17 protein-coding genes and 1 riboswitch are annotated in these 22,630 nt (G+C 71.1%); of the genes, 9 read left to right on the top strand and 8 right to left on the bottom strand.

The window, feature by feature from the left end:
• From OG453_RS22180 to OG453_RS22170, 3 genes are read right to left on the bottom strand one after another with little or no spacing between them, the layout of a single operon-like run.
• Positions 1-1,206, bottom strand: coding sequence for a VWA domain-containing protein (locus OG453_RS22180; protein ID WP_266870112.1), 1,206 nt, complete (start codon positions 1,204-1,206; stop codon positions 1-3).
• Complete coding sequence (locus OG453_RS22175) at positions 1,203-3,851, bottom strand: DUF5682 family protein (protein WP_266870110.1); 2,649 nt, start codon at positions 3,849-3,851, stop codon at positions 1,203-1,205. Before OG453_RS22175 ends, OG453_RS22180 begins: the two co-directional genes overlap by 4 nt.
• Positions 3,852-3,897: 46 nt before the next feature.
• The gene (locus tag OG453_RS22170; protein ID WP_266870108.1) at positions 3,898-5,019 is read right to left on the bottom strand and encodes an AAA family ATPase; all 1,122 of its coding nucleotides are present in this window, start codon (positions 5,017-5,019) and stop codon (positions 3,898-3,900) included.
• A gap of 155 nt (positions 5,020-5,174) precedes the next feature.
• Here OG453_RS22170 and OG453_RS22165 point away from each other — a divergent pair, with 155 nt between their 5' ends.
• Both OG453_RS22165 and OG453_RS22160 read left to right on the top strand, forming a co-directional pair.
• Positions 5,175-6,539 (top strand): SWIM zinc finger family protein, encoded by a 1,365-nt coding sequence (locus OG453_RS22165; RefSeq protein ID WP_266870106.1) that lies wholly within the window; start codon positions 5,175-5,177, stop codon positions 6,537-6,539.
• Between the two features lie 91 nt (positions 6,540-6,630).
• Positions 6,631-8,334 carry a DUF5691 domain-containing protein gene (locus OG453_RS22160; protein WP_266870104.1) on the top strand — a complete coding sequence of 568 codons (1,704 nt, stop codon included), beginning with the start codon at positions 6,631-6,633 and terminating at the stop codon, positions 8,332-8,334.
• Positions 8,335-8,375: 41 nt separating this feature from the next.
• Here the strand turns inward: OG453_RS22160 and OG453_RS22155 are convergent, their stop codons facing one another.
• Positions 8,376-8,792, bottom strand: a complete 417-nt coding sequence (locus OG453_RS22155; protein ID WP_266870102.1) for a cobalamin B12-binding domain-containing protein — start codon at positions 8,790-8,792, stop codon at positions 8,376-8,378.
• A 404-nt stretch (positions 8,793-9,196) separates the two neighbouring features.
• On the opposite strand from OG453_RS22155, the gene OG453_RS22150 reads away from it, so the two are divergent.
• Positions 9,197-10,051: a triacylglycerol lipase gene (locus tag OG453_RS22150; RefSeq protein ID WP_266870100.1), complete on the top strand. Its 855-nt coding sequence runs from the start codon at positions 9,197-9,199 to the stop codon at positions 10,049-10,051.
• Between the two features lie 296 nt (positions 10,052-10,347).
• Positions 10,348-11,940: a M23 family metallopeptidase gene (locus OG453_RS22145; protein WP_266870098.1), complete on the top strand. Its 1,593-nt coding sequence runs from the start codon at positions 10,348-10,350 to the stop codon at positions 11,938-11,940.
• Between the two features lie 56 nt (positions 11,941-11,996).
• Here the strand turns inward: OG453_RS22145 and pcrA are convergent, their stop codons facing one another.
• Positions 11,997-14,516: a DNA helicase PcrA gene (pcrA, locus tag OG453_RS22140; RefSeq protein WP_266870096.1), complete on the bottom strand. Its 2,520-nt coding sequence runs from the start codon at positions 14,514-14,516 to the stop codon at positions 11,997-11,999.
• 243 nt (positions 14,517-14,759) lie between these two features.
• Positions 14,760-14,916, top strand: a riboswitch (cyclic di-AMP (ydaO/yuaA leader).
• A gap of 7 nt (positions 14,917-14,923) precedes the next feature.
• Here pcrA and OG453_RS22135 point away from each other — a divergent pair.
• Positions 14,924-16,132, top strand: a complete 1,209-nt coding sequence (locus OG453_RS22135) for a C40 family peptidase (protein ID WP_266870094.1) — start codon at positions 14,924-14,926, stop codon at positions 16,130-16,132.
• A gap of 89 nt (positions 16,133-16,221) precedes the next feature.
• Here the strand turns inward: OG453_RS22135 and OG453_RS22130 are convergent, their stop codons facing one another.
• Positions 16,222-16,575, bottom strand: coding sequence for a hypothetical protein (locus OG453_RS22130; RefSeq protein WP_266870092.1), 354 nt, complete (start codon positions 16,573-16,575; stop codon positions 16,222-16,224).
• Between the two features lie 319 nt (positions 16,576-16,894).
• On the opposite strand from OG453_RS22130, the gene OG453_RS22125 reads away from it, so the two are divergent.
• Together OG453_RS22125 and OG453_RS22120 are read left to right on the top strand one after the other, a co-directional pair.
• Positions 16,895-17,947: a C40 family peptidase gene (locus OG453_RS22125; RefSeq protein ID WP_266870091.1), complete on the top strand. Its 1,053-nt coding sequence runs from the start codon at positions 16,895-16,897 to the stop codon at positions 17,945-17,947.
• Positions 17,948-17,994: 47 nt separating this feature from the next.
• Positions 17,995-18,633 (top strand): hypothetical protein, encoded by a 639-nt coding sequence (locus OG453_RS22120; RefSeq protein ID WP_266870089.1) that lies wholly within the window; start codon positions 17,995-17,997, stop codon positions 18,631-18,633.
• A 15-nt stretch (positions 18,634-18,648) separates the two neighbouring features.
• On the opposite strand, the gene OG453_RS22115 is transcribed toward OG453_RS22120, so the two are convergent.
• Positions 18,649-19,479, bottom strand: a complete 831-nt coding sequence (locus tag OG453_RS22115; RefSeq protein WP_323178657.1) for a response regulator transcription factor — start codon at positions 19,477-19,479, stop codon at positions 18,649-18,651.
• Positions 19,476-20,765 (bottom strand): ATP-binding protein, encoded by a 1,290-nt coding sequence (locus OG453_RS22110; RefSeq protein WP_266870087.1) that lies wholly within the window; start codon positions 20,763-20,765, stop codon positions 19,476-19,478. The genes OG453_RS22115 and OG453_RS22110 overlap by 4 nt, the downstream gene beginning before the upstream one ends.
• A gap of 184 nt (positions 20,766-20,949) precedes the next feature.
• On the opposite strand from OG453_RS22110, the gene OG453_RS22105 reads away from it, so the two are divergent.
• Both OG453_RS22105 and OG453_RS22100 read left to right on the top strand, forming a co-directional pair.
• Positions 20,950-22,290 (top strand): PspC domain-containing protein, encoded by a 1,341-nt coding sequence (locus OG453_RS22105; protein WP_266870085.1) that lies wholly within the window; start codon positions 20,950-20,952, stop codon positions 22,288-22,290.
• A complete protein-coding gene (locus OG453_RS22100) occupies positions 22,277-22,600 on the top strand; it encodes a hypothetical protein (RefSeq protein ID WP_266870083.1) in 324 nt (107 codons plus the stop codon). The genes OG453_RS22105 and OG453_RS22100 overlap by 14 nt, the downstream gene beginning before the upstream one ends.
• Positions 22,601-22,630: the final 30 nt, after the last annotated feature.

The following is a 22,630-nucleotide window of genomic DNA, read 5'->3' as shown; positions in this document are numbered from 1 at the left end:
TTACCGATGCGTATTCATGTCCGGTATGGGAAGAGGGCGCCTTTCGATCGCCGCTGCCATCACCTCGGGGAAGAGATCCGGGGTGCACGCGAACGCCGGTGCGTCGAGCGCCGCGAGCGCCGCCGCGTGCTCGCGGTCGTACGCGGGGGTCCCCTCGTCGGACAGCGCGAGCAGCGTCACGAACTGCACTCCGGACGCCTTCATCGCCGCGACCCGCTTCAGCATCTCGTCGCGTATGCCCCCTTCGTAGAGGTCGCTGATGAGGACGACGACCGTGTCCGCGGGGCGGGTGATCTGCGACTGGCAGTACGCGAGCGCCCGGTTGATGTCCGTACCGCCACCCAGCTGCGTACCGAACAGAACATCCACAGGATCGTCGAGCTGATCGGTCAGATCGACCACATTCGTGTCGAAGACGACGAGCCTGGTGCTGATGGACCGCATCGACCCGAGCACGGCGCCGAACACCGAGGCGTACACGACGGACGCGGCCATCGACCCCGACTGGTCGATGCAGAGGACGACCTCCTTCTTCACGGACTGCGATGCCCGCCCGTACCCGATGAGCCGCTCGGGCACGACCGTCCGGTAATCCGGCAGATAGTTCTTGAGGTTGGCCGCGATCGTGCGGTTCCAGTCGATGTCGTGGTGGCGCGGCCTGCTGACGCGGGCGCTGCGGTCGAGCGCCCCGGTGACGGTGGCGCGGGTGCGTGTGGCGAGCCGCTTCTCCAGGTCCTCGACCACCTTGCGCACGACGGCCCGTGCGGTCTCCTTGGTCGTCTCGGGCATGGCCTTGTTGAGGGAGAGGAGTGTCCCCACCAGGTGCACGTCGGCCTCCACGGCCTCCAGCATCTCCGGCTCCAGGAGCAGCGTGGAGAGGCCGAGCCGGTCGATGGCGTCACGCTGCATGACCTGGACGACGGACGACGGGAAGTACGTCCGGATGTCCCCGAGCCAGCGCGCCACGGACGGCGCGGACGCCCCGAGCCCCGCCGAACGCTCCCGCCCCCGGCCCTTCTTCTCCTCCCCACCGCCGTACAGCGCGGTGAGCGCACCGTCCATGGCCACGTCGCGCCCCCCGAGCGCACACCCCGTACCGTCCGCCGACTCACCACCAAGCACAAGCCGCCATCGCCGCAACCGCTCGGCAGCGGGGTCCCCGCCCGCGCCCTGCTCCACGCTTCCTGCTGCCGCTCCCCGCGTCATCGGCCCACCCCCACAAGCTCGCCACTGCCATCGACCCCGACCCCGAGCAACAGGCTCACCACCGGCAGAACGGCATCCGCACGCTCCGCATCAAGATCGCCCCCGAAGCCGGGTATGCCCCCGTCCCCGGCCGACGCGCCGCCGCCACCCGCCGAGGGCCCGCGCCGCACCAACTCCCCCAACGTCCGCCGCACGCCCGGCTCATAGGCGGAGAACGTGCGCCGCAGCAACGGCACCACATCGGTGAACGCCTGGTCAGAAACCCCGCTCAACCACTCATCGACAAGCCCGAGCAACCGCTCGTCGTGCACGAGCAACATGCCGCCCCCCGACCCACCACCCACGAACCCCTCAATCCAGGCAGCGGCCTCAGCGGGCTCATTCCCCCGAGACAGAGCAAGCCCCATCAACCGAGCGGCCTCCCCCTCCCCCAACTCCCCACAATCCATAAGAACCCGCACACACCGCCCCCGCACCACACCAACAACACTCTCCCGCTCCCCCAACACCCGAAGCACACCCCACCACCGCAGCTTCAAACCATGCCCGCCCCCGCTCACGTTGCGGGCAGGCGTTCCGCCCCTGCTGTGGCCAACCAGGCCGCCCCCGTTGTCGGGAGCCACGGTCGACCCACCGCCCTCCCCGTTGTGGGCAGACGCTCCGCCCTCGCCGCGGCCAGCCGGGCCGCCCGCGTTGTGGGCAGGCGTTCCGCACGGCGGAACGGGTGGGCACAACGCCCCACTGCCGGGCGCTGACGAACCAGGCGCAAGGTCCAACTCCCCCAACAAGCCCACCGCCTGGTGAACCGCATCAACGTGCCCCCGCATGACAAAGGCCGCGTCCTCATCAAGCCCCGCACACGCAGGGGGCAACCCCACAAACACCCGCTCAGCAAGCCCCACAGCCACAGAGCCCAACGCAGCCGTCCCCGTACCCCGCACATCCCCATAACGGAGGGCCCGAACCAACGCAGGCAACGCCTGCGCAAGGTTCCCGACATCCGCATCCAACGCCGCCCGATCCGCAAGCACCCGCATCACCACGGGCAACGCATCCGGCAACTCCGCCAGCAGACACCGCTCGGCAAGCGAGGTCACATCGGCCAGCGCCCCCGCCCCCACCGCCTCGGCCTCGACCTTCGCGGTCGCCGCGGCCAGGACCGTCGTCCCCCACACCCCCGCCTCCGCCACCCGCACGGAAAGCTCCGGCTCCCACCGCAACCGCCAGGTCTCCCGGAACGTACCCGTGCTCCCCCGCGACTCCGCCGGCTCGCCCCAGCCGATCCCCAGGAGCCGGAGGCGATGCAGCAGCCTGCTGCGTGCCGCGTCCGTCTCCTTGCGCAGATCGAGCTCCAACTCCCGCTCCAGCGCCTCCGGCTTGAGCCGCAGCTTCCGCTGCAGCCGCGTGAGGTCCCGCTGCAACGGCACCGCGGGCGCCGATTCGGGCACCTCCCCGAGGACGTCCCCGACGACGAGCTTGTCGTGCACGAGGGAGAGCGGTACGTCGGAGCCCTCGCACAGCACCGACCGGACCGCATCCGTCGTCTCGGTCAGCCCCGGCAGCGGACGCCCCCGCATCACGGCGAGCGTGTCCGCGAGCCGCACCGCCTCGATGACGTGCGCGGACGACACGATCCTGTCCTCGTCGCGCAGCAGCCGCGCCACCTTGGTCAGCCAGCGCTCGACAGGCCGGTCGGGCACGCTGAACAGATGCCCGTACCAGCCGGGCGACGCGATCCCCGCCCCGTACCCGCTCGCCCGGGCCAGCCGGCGGTGCGTCCAGGGCACCCAGGTCATGTCGACCTTCACCTTGGGCAACCCCTTGAGCAGCGCACGGTCGGCCGCCAGGGTCACCTTCTGCCGCAGCGCGGGCACATGCCAGGCCCCGCACACGACGGCAACCCGATCGCCACCGAACTCCCGCTGTGCCGCCCGGAGTTGGATCCGCATATGCGCCTCGCGGACCAGGTCCCGGTCGTGCCCGCCGCTCCCGTACTCCTCGCGCAGCACCCCCATGGCCTCGCCGAGCGCCTCGAACGGCGCGAACACGTCCCCGCCCGTGCCCCGGTGCTCCACGACGTCCTCCCACCACCGCTCGGGATCGTCGTACCCGGCGGTCTCGGCGAGCACGGAAAGCGGGTCGATCCGCACCGCGTCCACCTCGGCGCCCGCATCCGAATCCGCCGCGCTCTCCTCCCGCGCCAGCGAATGCGCCGCCGGCAGATCCATGAACCGCACCGGAACGCCCGCCCCCGCGGCCCACCGGATCGCCACCCACTCCGGAGAGAACTCGGCGAGCGGCCAGAACGCCGAGCGGCCCGGCTCGTCCACCACATGCGCGAGCAGCGCGACCGGCGGCCGCATGCCCTCGTCCGCCGCGAGCGGCACCAACGCGTCGGCCTCCGGCGGCCCCTCGATCAGCACCACTCGGGGAGCGGCCTCCTGAAGCGCGGCCCGCACCGCCCGCGCCGACCCCGGCCCGTGGTGCCGCACACCGAGCAGCAGCGGCCCTTCCCCCGAACGCCCCCGAGCCACGGCGGCCTCGCCGGATTCCGCACCACTGATCAACTCCGCCTCGCCCTCAGCCTCCGTACCCAACTCCACGCCCCCGCCGGGCTCCACACCCCCGCACGCCTCGTCACTCATGTCCGCACCCCCTCTCGCCTCTCACCTCGGATCCCGCCGACATCCGTCACACACTCACCTCGCGGCACGCGCGGTAGAAGTCCTTCCAGCCGTCACGCTCACGGACCACCGCCTCCAAGTACTCCTGCCAGATCACCCGATCCGCCGCCGGGTCGCGGACGACCGCGCCGAGAATGCCCGCGGCGACATCTCCGGGCCGCAGCACGCCGTCCCCGAAGTGGGCAGCCAGGGCAAGGCCGTTGGTGACCACGGAGATCGCCTCGGCCGTCGAGAGCGTGCCGCTGGGCGACTTGACCTTCGTACGCCCGTCGGCCGTGACGCCGTCCCGCAGCTCGCGGAAGACGGTGACGACGCGGCGTATCTCGTCGATACCGTCGGGCCCGGCCGGCAGATCGAGCGCGCGCCCGATCTGGTCGACGCGGCGCGAGACGATCTCGACCTCCGCGTCCGCGCTCTCCGGCAGCGGCAGGACGACCGTGTTGAAGCGGCGGCGCAGCGCGCTCGACAGGTCGTTGACCCCGCGGTCGCGGTTGTTGGCGGTGGCGATGAGGTTGAAGCCACGCACGGCCTGCACCTCCTGGCCCAACTCCGGTATGGGCAGGGTCTTTTCCGACAGGATCGTGATCAGCGAGTCCTGTACGTCGGCGGGGATGCGGGTCAGCTCCTCGACGCGCGCCGTCATGCCGTCGGCCATGGCCCGCATGACGGGGCTGGGCACGAGCGCATCGCGGCTGGGGCCGTGCGCGAGCAGTTGCGCGTAGTTCCAGCCGTAGCGGATCGCCTCTTCCGGCGTGCCGGCCGTGCCCTGCACGAGCAGCGTCGAGTCACCGCTGACGGCGGCCGCCAGATGCTCGGACACCCAGGTCTTCGCCGTGCCGGGCACACCGAGCAGCAGCAGGGCACGGTCGGTGGCGAGGGTGCTGACGGCGACCTCGACGATGCGGCGCGGGCCCACGTACTTCGGCGTGATGACCGTTCCGTCCGGCAGCGTGCCTCCGAGCAGATACATCGCGACGGCCCAGGGCGAAAGCCGCCAGCGGGCGGGCCGGGGCCGCTCGTCCTGCGCGGCCAGCGCGGCGAGTTCGGCCGCGAAGGCATGCTCGGCGTGCGGCCGCAGCACCTCTGCCTGCTGGTTGTCGGTCGTCGTCTCGTCGACGGAAACGGTCATGGAGCGATCCCCCTCCAGCTCGTCCGGACGCGTCTGGACCGGATGTGTTTCCAACGGTGCACCACGCCACTGACAATCGACCTCTTAACGCCTCTGACCTGCACGAATACCGGGCGCCAGGTCGATTGTCAGTGGCGGGACCTACCGTCGGAGACATGACTCAGCAGGGGGTGCGCTGGACGGCGGATCAGGTCCTTGCACTGGCACCTGATGCCCCGTCACGCAAGGCGGGAAGCAGGCTCGGCATCGCCGGGCCGTGGTCGGAGGCAGGCAGTTCGGGCGAGGGGGCTGTGTGGGGGTTGTGCAAGGGCAGCGGCAGCAAGCCGTATCAGACAGTCGTGGACATCGCAGGCATCACCGGATCGGCGGGACCGGCGTACAAGTGCAGTTGTCCGAGCCGCAAGTTCCCGTGCAAGCACGCGCTCGGGCTGCTGCTGCTCTGGACGGGGACGGATGGAAGGGTGCCCGATGCGCAGCCGCCGGAATGGGCGCGGGAGTGGCTCTCGGCGCGCCGTAGAGGAGCGGAGTCGAAGCAGGGCCCGGCCGCAGAGCCGGGCCCGCCCGCGCCCGCCGATCCGGAGGCCGCGCGCCGCAGGGCGGAGCGGCGGGCCGAGCGGGTCACGGCGGGGGCGACGGAGCTTGAGCAGCGCCTCTCCGATCTGCTGCGCGGCGGCATAGCGGCCGCCGAACAGACGGGGTACGGGCTGTGGGAGGAGACGGCGGCCCGGATGGTCGACGCGCAGGCGCCCGGACTTGCCGCGCGGGTGCGGGAGTTGGGGGCCATACCGTCCTCCGGGCCCGGCTGGCCGGTGCGGATGCTGGAGGAGTGCGCACTGCTCCACCTCCTCGACCAGGGCTGGCTGCACCGTGAGCGGCTGCCGGACGCGCTGGCCGGCACGGTCCGCTCCCGCGTCGGCCTGCCCACGCCCGCGCAGGGCCCACCGGTGCGGGACAACTGGCTGGTGCTCGCGCAGTACGACACGGCGGACAGCAAGCTCACCACCCGCCGTATCTGGCTGCACGGCACGGGGTGCGGGCGCACGGCCCTGCTTCTCTCGTACGGAGCCGCGGGCCGCGCCCCGGCGCTCTCGCTTCCGGTCGGCCTTGCGCTGGACGCCGAGCTGACCGCCCACCCGGGCGTCGGACAGCTGCGCACGGATCTGGGCGAGCAGTTCGCGGCGCCGGCACCCACGGCGGCCCGGCCGCCCGGTGTGAGCACGGCGCGGGCGACGTCCCACTACGGAGAAGCGCTGCGACTGGACCCGTGGCTGGATTCCTGGCCGGTGACGCTGCGCGAGGTGATACCGACCCCGCACGCGGACGGCTGGCAACTGGCCGACGCGGAAGGGGGTCTTGCCCTGCCCATCACCCCGTCCGCGACGTCCAGACCTGGGCTGTGGCGCCTGATTGCACTCTCCGGAGGCGCTCCGGTGACGGTGTTCGGCGAATGTGGCCATCAGGGCTTCACTCCCCTGACGGCCTGGCCGCAGGGAACAGGAGAAGTGGTGCCGCTGTGCTGACCGCACCTCACGCCACCGCTGCCGCCCGTGCAGCATCACATACTCCAAAAGCAGGCATTTCAAAGGCGCTTACTTCACAAGAAGGGACCTCATGACCGGCACCACCCCGCTCGACGAGGCCGCCGCCACCCCCTGGGAGGAGCTGGTGACCGCCGCGCTCCTCGGCACCGACCGCCGCACACCCCCCGTACACGCACCGGGCAAGGACGCCCCGACCGCGCTCCTGGACGCGGCCGCCGTGCAGACCCTCCGGCGCAGAGCGGGCCTGCGCCCCGCGCCCGCCGCCGCGCCGCCCGAGCCCGCCGCCGACGACCCCAGGCCCGGCGTGCCGCCCACGGCCCGGCGCCGCCTCGCCACCCTGCTCACCGATCACCCCGGAGCGGGCAGCGGAGGACGCCGTGGCGCGGTGCCCGATCTGATGGAACTGCTCCCGCAGTGGCTGGCGTTGGCCAACGAACGGGGCTTCGCGGCACCCCCGGAGCTGCTTCCCGCGCTCCTGAACGCGGCCCGTGGGCGCACCGACCTCCGGCCACAGGCCCTCGCCTTCGCGGGCCCCCGCGCGCTGTGGCTCGCACGGCTCAACCCCGACTGGAAGTTCGCGCTGCGCTCCACCCCGGGCGGCGGCGTGGCCCTGCCCGCCCCGGAGGAGACGGCGCAGGTCCAACAGCTGTGGGAGGAGGGCCTGTTCGCAGAGCGCGTCGCCCTGCTCGCGTCGGTGCGGGCCCACGACCCGGCCGCCGCGCGGGACCTGCTCGCCACCACCTGGGGCACGGAGCGGGCGGAGGACCGCCTGATGTTCCTCGACTCGCTGCGTACGCGGCTCTGCGACGCCGACGAGCCGTTCCTGGAACAGGCACTCGCCGACCGCAGTCGCAACATCCGCGCCACGGCGGCCGAGCTGCTCTCCGCGCTCCCCTCGTCCGCCCTCGCCGCGCGGATGGCGGACCGGGCCGCTTCCTGTGTGGCCATCGACCATGCGAACGGCACGAAGAGCACGCCGACGCTCACGGTCGAAGCCCCGCACGAGTGCGACGCGGGCATGGAGCGCGACGGCGTCGTCCCGAAGCCACCCGCCGGCCGGGGCGAACGGTCCTGGTGGCTGGGTCAGTTGGTGGAGGCGACCCCTCTCGCCTGCTGGCCGCAGCGGCTCGGCGGCCGAGCCCCCGCCGAGATCGTGGCGCTGCCCGTGGCCGACGACTGGAGGAGCGAGCTGCACGCGGCGTGGTGCCGAGCCGCCGTGCGGCAGCGCGACGCGACCTGGTCCCGCGCGCTCCTCGGTGCCCCCGCGTCGCCCGACGCGGCGGGACCGGGCGCGGCGTCGCTCGCCGAGCGCGCGAAACTCCTGGCCGCGCTGCCCGCCGGGGAGCGGGCCGACTGGGTCGCGGGGTTCATCGCGGCGCACGGTCTCTCGGAGGCGTTCCAGCTGCTAGGCGTCTGCGCGGTGCCCTGGTCGGAGCCCCTGGGGCGATCCGTGGTCGACGCGCTGAACATCGCGCGGGACGCGGGGAGTTATCCCTGGAGCTTCAGCGGCGTGATGGGCCTGGCGGAGCGCTGCCTGGACCCGGCGGAGGCGGTCCGGCTCGACGTGCTCACCGCGATCCCGGACGAGCCGGAGGACGCGTCGCCCGGCGCTGGCGGCTACTGGTCGGAGGCGTTCCAGCGCCTGGTCAGCACGTTGCGCCTGCGCGCGGCGATGCGCGCGGAGCTGGGGGTGGAGCCCCGTACGCCAGGGCAAGCGAATCCGCCGAGCACGCCAGCGCCAGCGCCGGGGCAGGCAAAACCGGGGGCGCCATGAAAACCGGCACCCCCGCCCGCACCCCCAAGAAGGCGAACCGCTCAGGCGCCCGCAGGCTGCCGCACGTTCGCCCGGACCCACTCCACGATCGAAGCCGTCGTCGCCCCGGGCGTGAAGATCTCCGCGACGCCCTTCTCCTTGAGCGGGGCGATGTCGTCCTCGGGGATGATGCCGCCGCCGAAGACCTTGATGTCCTCCGCGTCGCGCTCCTTGAGGAGCTCGATCACGCGCGCGAAGAGCGTGTTGTGCGCACCGGAGAGGATGGAGAGACCGATCGCGTCGGCGTCCTCCTGGATCGCGGTGTCCACGACCTGCTCGGGCGTCTGGTGCAGCCCGGTGTAGATGACCTCCATACCGGCGTCACGCAGTGCCCGCGCGATCACCTTGGCCCCGCGATCATGACCGTCGAGACCCGGCTTGGCGACCACCACGCGGATCGGACCGGCTGCCACACCCATCACTGCCTCCATGTACCGATATCCATCTGTCCAAGCACTGGCACCCCGTGCCGCACCGGCCGGGGAAGTGAACGAACGTTATCTCCAGCATCTCTCACCCGGCAGTTTCACGGTGGAGAGCGAGGGGGAAATCACACGATGGGACACGTTCGCTGCGCGCCACTCCCGTATCCAGCGGTATACGGACCGTATCCGGGACGGCGCAAGGGGAGCCGCAAGGAGGTCGCCGCACCACCGCGCAGTCAGCCGCGCGGCGTGGTGATGCGGCGTATCGGCGATCGCGCCGCCGGTGGGCAGGCCACCGGCGCCGACCACGCGCCGCCGCCCGCCCTCCGCCGCGCCTCCCCGCTACGGGCACACGGGGGACAGAGCCGTCCTCCCGCGTGCCGACCGGGAGGTCGACCATGACCGTCACGAGGGTCCTGCCCTTTCGCCCGCTCTGCTCGCTGCTCCCCGCCAGACTGGCGGGACTCTCCCTGACCCTGCTGAAAGCGACCGCGCTCGAGCTGGCGATCCTCACCGGGCATCTCCTCCTCTACCCCTCGGGCATCGTGCCGGAACGCAGGAGCATCCCCGCGCCGTCACCCCCCGAAGCCCCTCGGCTCCCCACCGAGAGCAGGCCGCCGGTCGTCCTGCTGCACGGCTTCATCGACAACCGCTCCGTCTTCGTGCTGCTCCGCCGCTCCCTGGCCCAGCACGGCCGCCAGCACGTGGAGTCCCTCAACTACTCCCCTCTCACCTGCGACATCCGCACCGCCGCCGAGCTGCTCGGCCGCCACATTGAGGAGATCTGCGAGCGCACGGGCCACGACCGGGTCGACATCGTCGGCCACAGCCTCGGCGGCCTGATCGCCCGCTATTACGCGCAGCGCCTGGGCGGCGACCGGCGCGTGCGCACGCTGGTCACCCTTGGTACGCCGCACTCGGGCACACGGGTGGTGCCGCTGGCCGACGCGCACCCGATCGTGCGCCAGATGCGCCCCGGCTCAGATGTGATCGAGGAGTTGCGCGAACCCGCGCCCGAGTGCCGCACGCGCTTCGTGAGCTTCTGGAGCGACCTGGACCGGCTGATGGATCCCCTGGAAACGGCCTGCATCGACCATCCCGACCTCATCGCGCAGAACGTACGCGTCTCCGGCATCGGCCACCTCGCCCTGCCCGTGCATCCCGCGGTCGCCACCGGAATCCGCCAGGCCATCGACCAGCCGGCCACGGGAGATCGGGGCGCGGGCGGGCTGAACGGACTGACGGTGGCGTGAAAGCGGCAGGCGCGGCGATGTGAAGGCGGCACGCGCGGTGGCATGAAGCGGCACGCGGTGACGCAAATGCGGCACGCGCGGCGACTTCAGCAGCGGCTCCCGCGCCCTGCGTTCACCACGATTCGTCGAACGTTTCTCGAACGCAGGGCCAAACCTGTGCCCACAGTCCGCCGAAAGGCGGCCGAATGCCCGTTTCCTGAGATCGGGAAACCTGCCGAAGATTGTCGCGCCCGCGTACCGCCGGGTACAGTCACCGCACTGCTCTGCCCCCTGCTGCCGAGGCGAAAGAGAAGTTGGTGAACGACCGTCACCCGTCGGGGACCCCCACTCCCCCGGCCTCGGCACCCGCCGACTACGCGCCCTATGCGTCGTACGACCAGGGCACGCAGCACGGCGGCTACGCCGGGTACGACGGCTACTCCACCGGCACGTTCACCACCACCGGCGGCTACGACACGGCGAGTCCCGACACCGGAAGTTTCGCCTCCGATCCGCTCTTCGGCGACATGCCCGGCAGTCAGTACGACACCGGCCAGTGGTCAACCACGGGGACGCAGCAGACACTCGGCTACGACCCGTACGCCGCGCAGCACCAGGTCGCGTACGACGCGAACGGCTACGAGACGGGCAGTTACGACACCAGCGCCGCATGGTCGACCGGCGGTTACCAGACGCTCGCCACGGACATCCCCGCCCAGCCGGGCCCCGACGCCAGTGAACAGTGGGACTCCACCGCCTGGAACCAGCCGCAGCAGACCGGCCAGTGGGAGGCGCAGTCCTTCGACACCGGGGCGTACGACGCGACGGCGTGGAACTCCGGCGGCCACGAGGCGGCGTACGGGGCGACCGGGACACACGAGACGTACGGGGCAACCGAGGCGCACACGACGGCGCTTGTCGAAGAGCACGGAACCCTGGATCCGTACGAGCCCGCCGAGCCCGCCGAGGCCTACGCGCACGCGGCGTACGCGGCCGACACCCCGGTCGAGTCCTACGCGTCCGATCCGTACGCCCAACCCGCCCCCGCCGAACACGAGTTCACCCCGGACGAGGCGCCCGCAGAGCCGCTCGGCCCGATCGAGCCGAGCTTCGGACGCGACGCCGGCGACGACGAGCCGCCGGTCATGGACCGCTCCCGCGGCTCCCGTTCGCGGACCCGCCGCCGCACCCCCGCCAAGCGCTCCGCCCTGCTCACGGTGGCCGTGCCCTCGGCCTGCGTGATGGGCGTCGCCGGTATCGCCGCCGCCTCCGTGAGCAACTTCGGCGGTGACGACGGCAAGGAGACCCAGGCCGCCACGGCCCCGGACCCGACGTCGGTGAAGCCCTCCGCGGCCAACAACAAGCTCGACACGCAGCTGGAGAACCTCTCGGCGGACGCGGGCGACTTCGCGGACCGGGCGAGCCGCACCCAGGAACGCATCGACCTCAAGGCGCAGAAGGTGGCCGCCGAGAAGAAGGCCGCCGAGGAAGCCGCACGCAAGGAGCGTCTGCGCCCCAAGTTCGCGCTGCCGGTCAAGCAGCAGGGGCTGAGCGCCTATTACGGCCAGGCGGGCATCAACTGGATGTCGGCGCACTCCGGAATCGACTTCCCGGTGTCGTACGGCACCGAAGTGATGGCCGCGACCGACGGAACCGTCTCCACAAAGTGGAACAGCGCCTACGGAAACATGGCGATAGTGACCGCCAAGGACGGCACGGAGACGTGGTACTGCCACCTCTCCACGCACAAGATCTCCAGCGGCCCCGTCAAGGCGGGCGACGTCATCGCCTTCTCCGGGAACTCCGGCAACTCCACGGGACCGCATCTGCACTTCGAGGTGCGTCCCGGCGGCGGCTCGGCGATAGACCCGCTGCCGTGGCTGCGCAGCCACGACCTCGACCCGACGTAACTGCGGCCGTGACCCGCGGCGGCGACCCGACGCAACTCCGGCCGCCGCCCCCGGCGTTACAGCTTCTCCACCGGCGCGTACCGCAGCAGCAGGCGCTTCGGCTTGGGCTCTCCGAAGTCCACCGTCGCCTCGGCGTTCGCACCCGAGCCCTTCACCCCGACCACGGTCCCGAGGCCGAACTGGTCGTGCGTCACCCGGTCACCGACCGCCAGCGAGACCACCGGCTTCTCGGTGGCACGGCGCGTGGCGAAGCCCTGTGCGCCCCCGGCACGCGAGCGCGACGACGACAGGGAGGACGCGATGCCCGCCGCGGGTCCGGAGGACGCCGGCGCGCCGACGGACCCCGTCCGCTTCCAGTCCAGATGGGCGTCGGGGATCTCCTCGAGGAAGCGCGAGGGCGGGTTGTACGAGGGCTGGCCCCAGGCGCTGCGCATCGAGGACCGCGTCAGATACAGCCGCTCCCGCGCGCGCGTGATGCCCACGTACGCCAGACGGCGCTCCTCCTCCAGCTCCTTGACCTGGCCGAGGGAGCGCATGTGCGGGAAGACGCCGTCCTCCATGCCGGTCAGGAAGACGACGGGGAACTCCAGGCCCTTGGCGGTGTGCAGGGTCATCAGCGTGATGACACCGGAGCCGTCGTCCTCCTCGTCCGGGATCTGGTCCGAGTCGGCGACGAGCGCGACCCGCTCCAGGAACTCGGAGAGCGAACCGGAGACACCCGCGCCCGCACCCTCCGCCTCGGCCTCGGTCTCCGTCTCGGCGCCCGTCTCGCCCGCCGCACCGCTGTCCTGCTCGAACTCCAGGGCCACGGCGGCCAGTTCCTGGAGGTTCTCGATGCGCGTCTCGTCCTGAGGGTCGGTCGAGGCCTGCAACTCGGCGAGATAGCCGGTCCGTTCGAGCACGGCCTCCAGGACGACGGCCGGGCCCGCACCGGACTCGACGATGGTCCGCAGCTCCTCCATCAGCGTGTTGAAACGCTTGACGGCGTTCGCCGAGCGGGCCGCCATTCCGTACGCCTCGTCGACGCGCTTCAGCGCCTGCGGGAAGGAGATCTTCTCGCGCTGCGAGAGCGCGTCGATCATCGCCTCCGCGCGGTCGCCGATGCCCCTCTTGGGTACGTTCAGAATGCGCCGCAGCGGGACGGAGTCCTCCGGGTTGGCGAGCACGCGCAGATACGCGAGGACGTCCCGGACCTCCTTGCGCTCGTAGAAGCGGACGCCGCCGACGACCTTGTAGGGCAGGCCGACGCGGATGAAGATCTCTTCGAAGACACGCGACTGCGCGTTCGTCCGGTAGAAGATCGCGACGTCGCCGGCCTTCGCGTCGCCCGCGTCGGTGAGCCGGTCGATCTCGTCGGCGACGAACTGCGCCTCGTCGTGCTCGGTGTCGGCGACATAGCCGGTGATGCGCGCGCCCGCGCCCGCGTTCGTCCACAGGTTCTTGGGGCGGCGGCTCTCGTTGCGCTCGATGACCGCGTTGGCGGCGGTCAGGATCGTCTGCGTGGAGCGGTAGTTCTGCTCCAGGAGGATCGTCGTCGCGTTCGGGTAGTCCTCCTCGAACTGGAGGATGTTGCGGATGGTGGCGCCGCGGAAGGCGTAGATCGACTGGTCCGCGTCACCCACGACACAGAGCTCGGCGGGTTCGCCGACATCACTGCCCTCGCCTCCGGAGGGGCCGACCAGCTCGCGCACCAGGGCGTACTGGGCGTGGTTGGTGTCCTGGTACTCGTCGACCATCACGTGCCGGAAGCGGCGCCTGTAGTGCTCGGCGACGTCCGGGAACGCGCGGAACATATGGACCGTCGTCATGATCAGGTCGTCGAAGTCGAGCGCGTTCGCCTCGCGCAGCCGCGACTGGTACATCGCGTACGCCTGGGCGAGGGTCTTCTCGAAGCCGTCGGCGGCCTGTCCCGCGAAGGTCTCCTCGTCGATCAGCTCGTTCTTCAGGTTCGAGACCTTGGCGCTAAAGGACTTCGGCGGGAACTTCTTGGGGTCGATGTCCAGGTCACGGCAGACCAGCGCCATGAGCCGCTTGGAGTCGGCGGCGTCGTAGATCGAGAAGGAGGAGGTGAAGCCCAGCTTCTTCGACTCGCGGCGCAGGATGCGGACGCAGGCGCTGTGGAAGGTCGACACCCACATCGCGTTGGCGCGCGGCCCGACGAGCTGCTCGACGCGCTCCTTCATCTCGCCCGCGGCCTTGTTCGTGAACGTGATCGCCAGGATCTGCCCCGGGTGCACATGCCGCTCGGCCAGGAGGTGCGCGATGCGGTGGGTCAGGACCCGGGTCTTGCCGGAGCCGGCACCGGCCACGATGAGCAGCGGGGAGTCCGCGTGCACGACGGCCGCGCGCTGGTTCTCGTTGAGACCGTCGAGCAGCGCCGCCGGGTCGATCACCGGGCGGGGCGCGCCGCCGCGGTAGTGCGCGTCCCGGGGCGTGGGCGCGTCGAACTTCCCGTCGAACAGATCATCCGGAATGGGCTCCGGAGCACTGTCCTCGGGCGGCGGCGGGGGCTCCCCCTCCGATGCCCGCGAGGGCTGGAGGTCCGCCAGGAAGCTGTCATCAAAGAGGCTGCTCATCGCCTCCCGAGTCTAGGCGGCCCCACTGACAACCCGCCCCGGGTTCCGGCCACCTTCATCTGCCTACGCCCCGCCCGCGGACGGTGACACTCCGCTACGGCACGGCGTGCCCGCGTCAAGAGCTTCGTAAAGTCACGAAAATGTATCGGGCATATCGAACATCAACCTTCACACGGACCACACGAGTTGGCTAGCGTGCTCCGCGGGCTGCTCGTACTTCCACCGGCGAACCCCGCCGGGAACGGGTGGCCTCCGCCGAGTCCGACCTCCTCGGAGCCGGGGACCCACCAAGACCTTGGGGTGAATCGGTCCCGTACGAAGTACGGGACTGTAGGGCAACCTTCCGAACCACCCGCCCGAACCCGACAGCTAACCCGGTAGGCGGTCTACGGAAGGAGTCGCCTCCCTTGGCGTCGCACCGCAAGCCGCGGACCCGCATTGCCGGCATACGCACCACTCCCGCCATCGGCATCACGACGGCGGCCCTCACCTCCGTGGCCCTCTTGTCGCAGAGCGCCCAAGCGGCCCCCTCGGCGCCACAGAAGCCCAGCCTCGAAGAGGTCCAGAAGAAAGTCGACGACCTCTACCAGCAGGCCGGCGTGGCCACCCAGAAGTACAACTCGGCCAAGGAGCGCACCGAGAAGCAGCGCAAGAAGGTCGACACCCTTCTGGACGACGTGGCCCAGCGCACGGACAAGCTGAACGAGGCCCGCCAGGAGCTCGGTTCGTTCGCCGCGGCCCAGTACCGCACCGGCGCCGTCTCCGAGACCGCCACGATGATGCTCGCCGATGACCCGCAGGGGTACTTCGACCAGAACCATCTCTCGGACCGGCTGACCGAGCGCCAGAAGAAGGCCGTCGACGACTACCAGACGCAGCAGGCGTCGGCGACGAAGCAGCGCACGAAGGCCGCGAAGTCCCTGGAGACGCTGAGCGATTCGCGGGACGACCTGAAGACGAGCAAGAAGACCGTCCAGGACAAGCTCACGAAGGCCCGGACGCTGCTCTCTGAGCTGACCGCCGAGGAGAAGGCGCGGCTCGCGGCGATCGAGAAGAAGAAGGAAGAAGAGGCCAAGCGCAAGGCCGCCGAACTGGCGGCCAAGCAGAAGGCCGAGGCGGAGGCGGAGGCCAAGCGCAAGGCGGCGGAAGAGGCAGCCGCCAAGGAGCGCGAGGAAGAGCAGCAGAACGACGGGACCGGCGGGACCGGCGACAACACGGAGACCCCGGACACCGGTACCGGCTCCGGGGACACCGACAGCGGCTACGCGACGAAGGCCGCGAAGGTCATCGCCTTCGCGGAGGCGCAGATCGGCAAGCCGTACGTGTGGGGTGCCACGGGCCCCGACTCCTACGACTGCTCCGGGCTCACCCAGGACGCGTGGAAGGCCGCGGGCATCTCCCTGCCGCGCACCACGTGGGACCAGGTGAAGGTCGGCACGACGGTGAAGACCGCCGACGCCAAGCCGGGTGACCTGGTGTTCTTCTACGACGACATCAGCCACGTAGGGATCTACATCGGCGACGGCAAGATGATCCACGCCCCGAAGCCGGGCACGAACGTCCGCGTCGAGTCGATCTACTACATGCCGATCCACAGCGTGGTGCGCCCCGCGTAACCCGCGCCTCTACGCCTACGCGCGCGTGGCCCGCATCCTCTCGGGGATGCGGGCCACGCGTGCGTAGTGCGTCGGTTGGATATCCGGACTCAGGTCCACAGCACCGCGATGAAGATGTTCGCCGTGGTCAGCAGCCCCACCGCACCGAACATGCGCTTGTCGACCTTCTCCTCGTCCCGCTTCACATAGACCAGCGCGAGGATCACGATCAGCACGGCCATCTTGATGCCGATCTTGAGGTTGTTGACCGGGTTGTCGTCCGCCTGGTTGAGGCCCACCAGGATCACGCCGGTGACCAGCATGGTCAGCGCGCCGTGCAGCATCGCGGGGTTGAAGCGGGCCGTGCCCTGGCCCATCTGCTTCATCTGGGTGAGGAAGCCGCCCAGCAGGGAGGCGATACCGATGATGTGCAGACCGACGAAGACATGGGTGAGTACGTCCATGGAACCGGAGCCTAGCCGGGGCCTTACCACCGCTCGGCACCCAGGTGGGCCACAAGCGGCGCATCGGTCAGGGGCCTGTGCGAAGGCTGTGTGTCCACGCGATGCGCGCGGCCACATACGGTCACCGGCCGGAGCACTTCCGCCAGTTGCGTACATTCCGTCACCAACCCGTGACGGTCAGGTTTAGCGTCCTTCGTCAGGTGACCGGCTCCCCACCGCCGTCCGGACCAGGGGCGGCAGTCGGACACCACCGCCGAGAAACCCGGCGGCGGTCCGCTCCCCCTGTGCGGGCCGTCGCCGGACCCTAAGGAGCCCCGTCGTGGCAGCTCACCGCAAGCCCAGACAGCGCGCGCTCAGCGGCGGTACGGCCCGTACCGCCGCCACCCTCGCCCTCGCCGGGGCCGCCACGGCGACCGCCTTCGACGGGACGGGCCACGCGGACCCCCGGCTCAGCCCGACCGAGGTGAAGTCCAAGGTCGACGCGCTCTACCGCGAGGCGGAGATCGCCGCCGAGAAGTACAACGGCGCCAAGGAGAAGGCGGACAACGCCGAGGAGTCCCTGGGCGAGCTGCGTGACGAGGCGGCCCGCAAGACGGAGAAGCTCAACTCGGCGCGCGAGGGCCTCGGTTCGATCGCCGCGGCGCAGTACCGCAGCGGCGGCATCGATCCCGCCGTCCAGCTCGCGCTCTCCTCCGACCCCGACCAGTTCCTGGAGCGCGCCGCGCTCGCCGACCGTGCGGGCAGCCGCCAGGCCTCGGCCGTCAGCGGCGTACGCAAGCAGCTCCAGGAGATCGACCAGCTGCACAGCGAGGCCGACGGCACGCTCGACCGCCTCGAATCCCGCCAGGCGGAGCTGAGGAAGCACAAGAAGACGGTCAACGGAAAGCTGGACTCCGCCAAGCGGCTGCTCGCCCGGCTGACCGCCGAAGAGCGGGCGCGGCTCGCGGGCGACGGCGATCAGGACCGGACCTCCCGCGCCGCCGGCCGCGACGCCGCCCTGGACGCCCTGGCGAAAGCCCCCAACGCCCGTGCGTCGACAGCCGTCTCCTACGCCTACAAGGCGCTCGGCAGCCCGTACGTATGGGGCGCCACGGGCCCCAACGCCTTCGACTGCTCCGGGCTCACCCAGGCCGCGTACCGCTCCGCGGGGGTCGCCATTCCCCGTACGACGTACTCACAGATCGCGGCGGGCAACCGGGTCCCGCGCTCCCAACTGCAGCCGGGAGACCTGGTCTTCTTCTACCAGGGCGTCAGCCACGTCGGCATCTACGTGGGCAACGGACAGATGATCCACGCCCCGAACCCGAGCGCGCCGGTGCGCCTGGCACCGATCAGCCAGATGCCGTTCGCGGGGGCCACGCGGGTGGCGTGAAGGGCCTCACGAAGGCTCCGAGCAGCCCGAAGGTACTGTTCTGGCTCATGCCCCGCCGTACGCTGCCGCCCCCACCGCCGCCCGCCCACCTGCGCACCTGGCCGGACCGCAACGCGCTCCTCGCCGACCGCGGCATGGCACTCGAAGAGCTGCGCGGGCGGAGCCTGGGAGTACACCGGCTGCTGCTGCTCTGGCTGTTGGGGCTCGGCGGCGTCATCGGGTGGTCGCTGCTGGCGCTGCCGATCCAGATGGTCGAGGACAAGGAGCCCATGGTCATTGTGTTCGGCCCGGTCTGCGCCGTCCTGGGCCTGGGGGCGCTCGCCCCCTCGGTGATCGGCGTCGTCCTAGGCATCCGCCGCGACCGGCAGATACGCGAACTCACCGACACCTGGCTGGCGTTGGACAGCAACCCGACGGCGGACTCCGCGCTCCGCTCCCCCGGCCTGAGCCTCTGCTGGCTCCTCGGTTCTTTCGTCCTGTGCGCGCTGGGCCTGTGGGCGTCCTTCGCTGCCGCCGCCTACGCCGAGCCGGGACGCGACTCGTACGGCGATGTCGCCCTCGGCATGGGCGCCGGCCTCGTCCTGTGGCTGACCGGCCTGGTCGGCGTCACCAAGGCGGTCGGCCACTACCGCTGGGCGGTACGGAAGTTGACCCCCACCGCGGTCACGGGCGGCACGCACCGCTGACGTCCGGCCGACCCGTCAGACCAGCCGCCGCGCCGTCGCCCATCGCGTCAGCTCGTGCCGGTTGGACAGCTGCAACTTCCTCAGCACCGCCGACACATGCGACTCCACCGTCTTCACGGAGATGAAGAGCTGCTTGGCGATCTCCTTGTACGCGTACCCGCGCGCGATGAGCCGCAGCACCTCGCGCTCGCGCTGGGTGAGGCGGTCCAGATCCTCGTCGACCGGCGGCGCGTCGGTCGACGCGAAGGCGTCGAGGACGAACCCGGCGAGCCGCGGCGAGAACACCGCGTCGCCGTCCTGCACACGGAAGACGGAGTCGACCAGATCGGTGCCGGTGATGGTCTTGGTGACATAGCCGCGGGCGCCGCCCCGGATGACTCCGATGACGTCCTCGGCGGCGTCCGACACGGAGAGCGCGAGGAACCGCACCGGGTTCTCGGCGTCGGACATCAACGGCGCGCAACGGCGAAGGACTTCGACCCCGCCGCCGCCCGGAAGGTGCACGTCGAGGAGCACGACCTCCGGACGCGTCGCCGTGATGACCGTGACCGCCTGATCGACATCGGCGGCCTCACCCACGACCTCGACGCCCGTGATCGCCGTCCTGCCGATCTCGGCCTGCACGCCCGTACGGAACATCCGGTGGTCGTCGACAAGGACGACACGCACCCGGCGGCCTTCCTCGTCACCGCCGACGGCAGCACCGGCCGCATCGGCGGGCCGAGCCGATTCCGTCGGCACAGCCGACGTGTCCGGTCCGGCCGACGTGTCCGGTCCGGCCGCGGACGGGTCGGGCGCACCCTCTGATCCGCCCCTGGGCCCCACGGGCTCACTCGCGTCGCTCATGTCGTCGCCGTCCTCTCCATCTCCAGCTCGACTTCCGTGCCGCCCCCCGGCACCGCGCGCAGCCGCGCCGTGCCGCCGTTGCGCTGCATACGGCCGATGATCGATTCTCGTACGCCCATGCGGTCGTCCGGCACGGAATCCAGATCGAACCCGGGGCCACGGTCCCGGACGGACACGAACACGGTCTCCCCCTCAACTTCGGCGAAGACCTGCACCGCACCGCCCTCGCCACCGTACTTGGCGGCGTTCACCATCGCTTCCCGCGCGGCCTGCATCTGCGCGGACAGCCGGTCGTCGAGCGGGCAGTCGCCGACTATGACGACCTCGATGGGGACGCCGTGCTTGTCCTCGACCTCCGCCGCGTTGCGCCGGACCGCCTCGGCGAGGGTGTCGGGCTCGTCGTCCTCGTCCTTGCCCGTGCCCTCCGGTTTGTAGAGCCATTGACGCAGGTCGCGCTCCTGGGCGCGGGCCAGCCTGCGCACCTCCGAGGCGTTCTCCGCGTTGCGCTGGATCAGGGTCAGGGTGTGCAGCACCGAGTCGTGCACATGCGCGGCGACCTCCGCCCGCTCCTGGGCGCGGATCCGCATCAGGCGCTCCTCGGAGAGGTCCTGCATCATGCGTACGAGATAGGGGCCTGCGAGCAGGGCGACACCGACGAGCACGGCGAGCGCCGCCTGCAGCACGGAGCTGAGGTGCGAGGTCGAGCCCTGCAGCACGACGATGCCGGAGACCCCGGCACCGACGAGCAGCACCCCGGCCGCCGCACGGGCGATGGTCAACGTGCGCCGACGGCGGCCGACCGCCATCCAGCGGGCCCGGCGCGCGTTGTCGGCCTGGCGCCAGACGAGGGCGACACCGGCGGCGACGAGCAGGGTCGGGACGAGATAGGCCTTGGTGGAACTGCCCAGGTCCACATTGCCGACGAAGACCATGGCGACGACGACCATCGCGAGCAGCGCGACGAGCTGCCCCTTGTCCGGCTTGCGGGCCACGAGCTTGCGGCGCCCGTCGGCCGTCGTCTCGGTGGTGACGGCGGAGGGCGCGCGCTGGGCGTCGACACCGCCGACGCCCAGCGGCACGAAGAACCAGAACGCCGCGTACAACAGCGCGCCGAGGCCGTCCGCCATGAACAGGCCGACGAAGATCAGCCGCACCCAGACGACGGGCAGCCCGAGATGCCCAGCGAGGCCGCGCGCGACTCCGCCGAGCCAACGACCGTCACCGCTGCGGTAGAGCTTTCGCAGCGGCCGCTCGTCTTCGATGGATACTGCTGCGGCTTCCGGCATGTCTCCGATATTCACACGCGTACGCGGGCGCGGGCATCAGGGTCGACCCCCGAGACTCCCCTGATCTCCGCCCCGGACGAACGGTGGCGGCAGGTCGGGGCAGGGGTGCGTCAGGGGTGATATCAGGGTTCGGCCAGGGTTGTTCCGACTGCCGTCGCGGCCTCCCGCCCGTCACCATGGACACATGACAGACGAGCAGCCCGCCGGGACGGGCCCGCAGGCCGCGCACCGCGATCCGCTGTCCGCCACGGCACAGGAGCCGGGCGGGCCCGCGGGCGTGCGGAACTTCCGCCGTGACCGCCGGCAGAAGAAGCTGGGCGGCGTGTGCGCGGGGCTCGGGCGGCACTGCGACATGGATCCGGTGATCTTCCGGATCGGTCTCGCGGTCCTCTCGGTCACCAGCGGGCTCGGCCTTGTCTTCTACGGCTTCGCGTGGCTGTTCGTCCCCTTCGACGACGAGGAGGAGAACGAGGCGCGCAGGCTGCTCTCCGGCCGGGTCGACGGCCAGGCCCTGACGGCCGTGCTCTTCGCGCTCGTCGGCTGCGGAGTCTTCCTGTCCCTGCTGAACAACGGCGGGGCGCTGACCTTCGCCGCCGTCCTCGCCCTGCTCCTCGCGGGCGCGGGGTACTGGTCGCAGCAGCGCGGCCTGACCGACCCCGACCCGGTGGCGGCGCAGACCGTCGCGGACGCACCGCCCGAGGCGAAGGCACCGCCGGTGGCCGGGGCGCCCTCGTGGTGGCGGGACCCGATCGTCAAGGACGGCACGCACGACGGGATCTCGGGCTATTTCTGGGGGCCGGAGGGCGTCACCGTCGAGTACCAGCCGGATCCGCCACACGGTCGGATACGGCAGGGCGAGCCTGCGGCTCCCACCCCTCGGCCCAAGCCGCGCGGCCCGCGCTGGATCGGCGGCTCGGTCTTCCTGACGGCACTGGTCGCCGGCGGCCTCGGCACGGGCCTGACGTGGGAGGAGCAGGCGCTCGGCACCAGCCTGCAGACCGGCCTCGCGTGCGCGCTCGCCGTCTTCGCGGTCGGCATCGCCGTCAGTGCCTTCGCCGGGCGTACGGGGGTGGGGTCGATCATCCTCGCGGTGATCACAGCGACGCTGCTCGCGGGCGCGGCGGCACTGCCCAAGGACATCAGCACCACCTGGGCGCGCACGGACTGGAAACCGGCCACGTCGGAGCAGGTCCGGCCCAACTACGAACTGGGTACGGGCATCGGCACCCTCGACCTGAGCCGGGCCGGCCCCGGCAAGGACCGGACAGTGACGACGAGTGCCGAGGTGGGGGCCGGACAGCTGAAGGTGATCGTGCCGAAGGACAGCACGGTGAAGCTGAACGTCGAAGTCGGGGTCGGCGACATCCAGTTGCCGGACGACCGCGACGGAGATGTGGACATCGCTCCGGGCAAGGAGAAGACGGTGACGTTGGACCCGCCCGCGGGCAGCAAGGACGGCGGCACACTTGAGCTGAACGTCGAAGTGGGCATCGGACAGGCGGAGGTGACCCGTGCTACGTCATGAGTTCCATCCCGGCAAGCTGGTCCTGGGCCTGTTCCTGCTGATAGCGGCGATCGCCTACGCGGGTGACGCGGGCGGCCTCTGGGACACGCCGTGGTTCGTGGCGTTCCCCCTTTTGCTGGCGGGCCTGCTGCTCGGCGGCGCGGCGGCAGCCGTGGCCTATGGCATACGCGGCCGCCCCGGCCACCGCTCGATGCGTCACTCAACCCGTCACCCGACCGACCGCTCAGCCGACCCTTCGACCGACCTCCCGGCGGATCACATACCCGACCGCCCGGCAGACCGGTCACCCGACGACTCCACGGACGGCTGACGGACGTCCAGGCGACGTACGGCCGGGTAT

The organism is Streptomyces sp. NBC_01381 (assembly GCF_026340305.1).
Lineage (GTDB): Bacteria > Actinomycetota > Actinomycetes > Streptomycetales > Streptomycetaceae > Streptomyces.
This window is presented reverse-complemented; position numbering and strand designations above follow the sequence as displayed.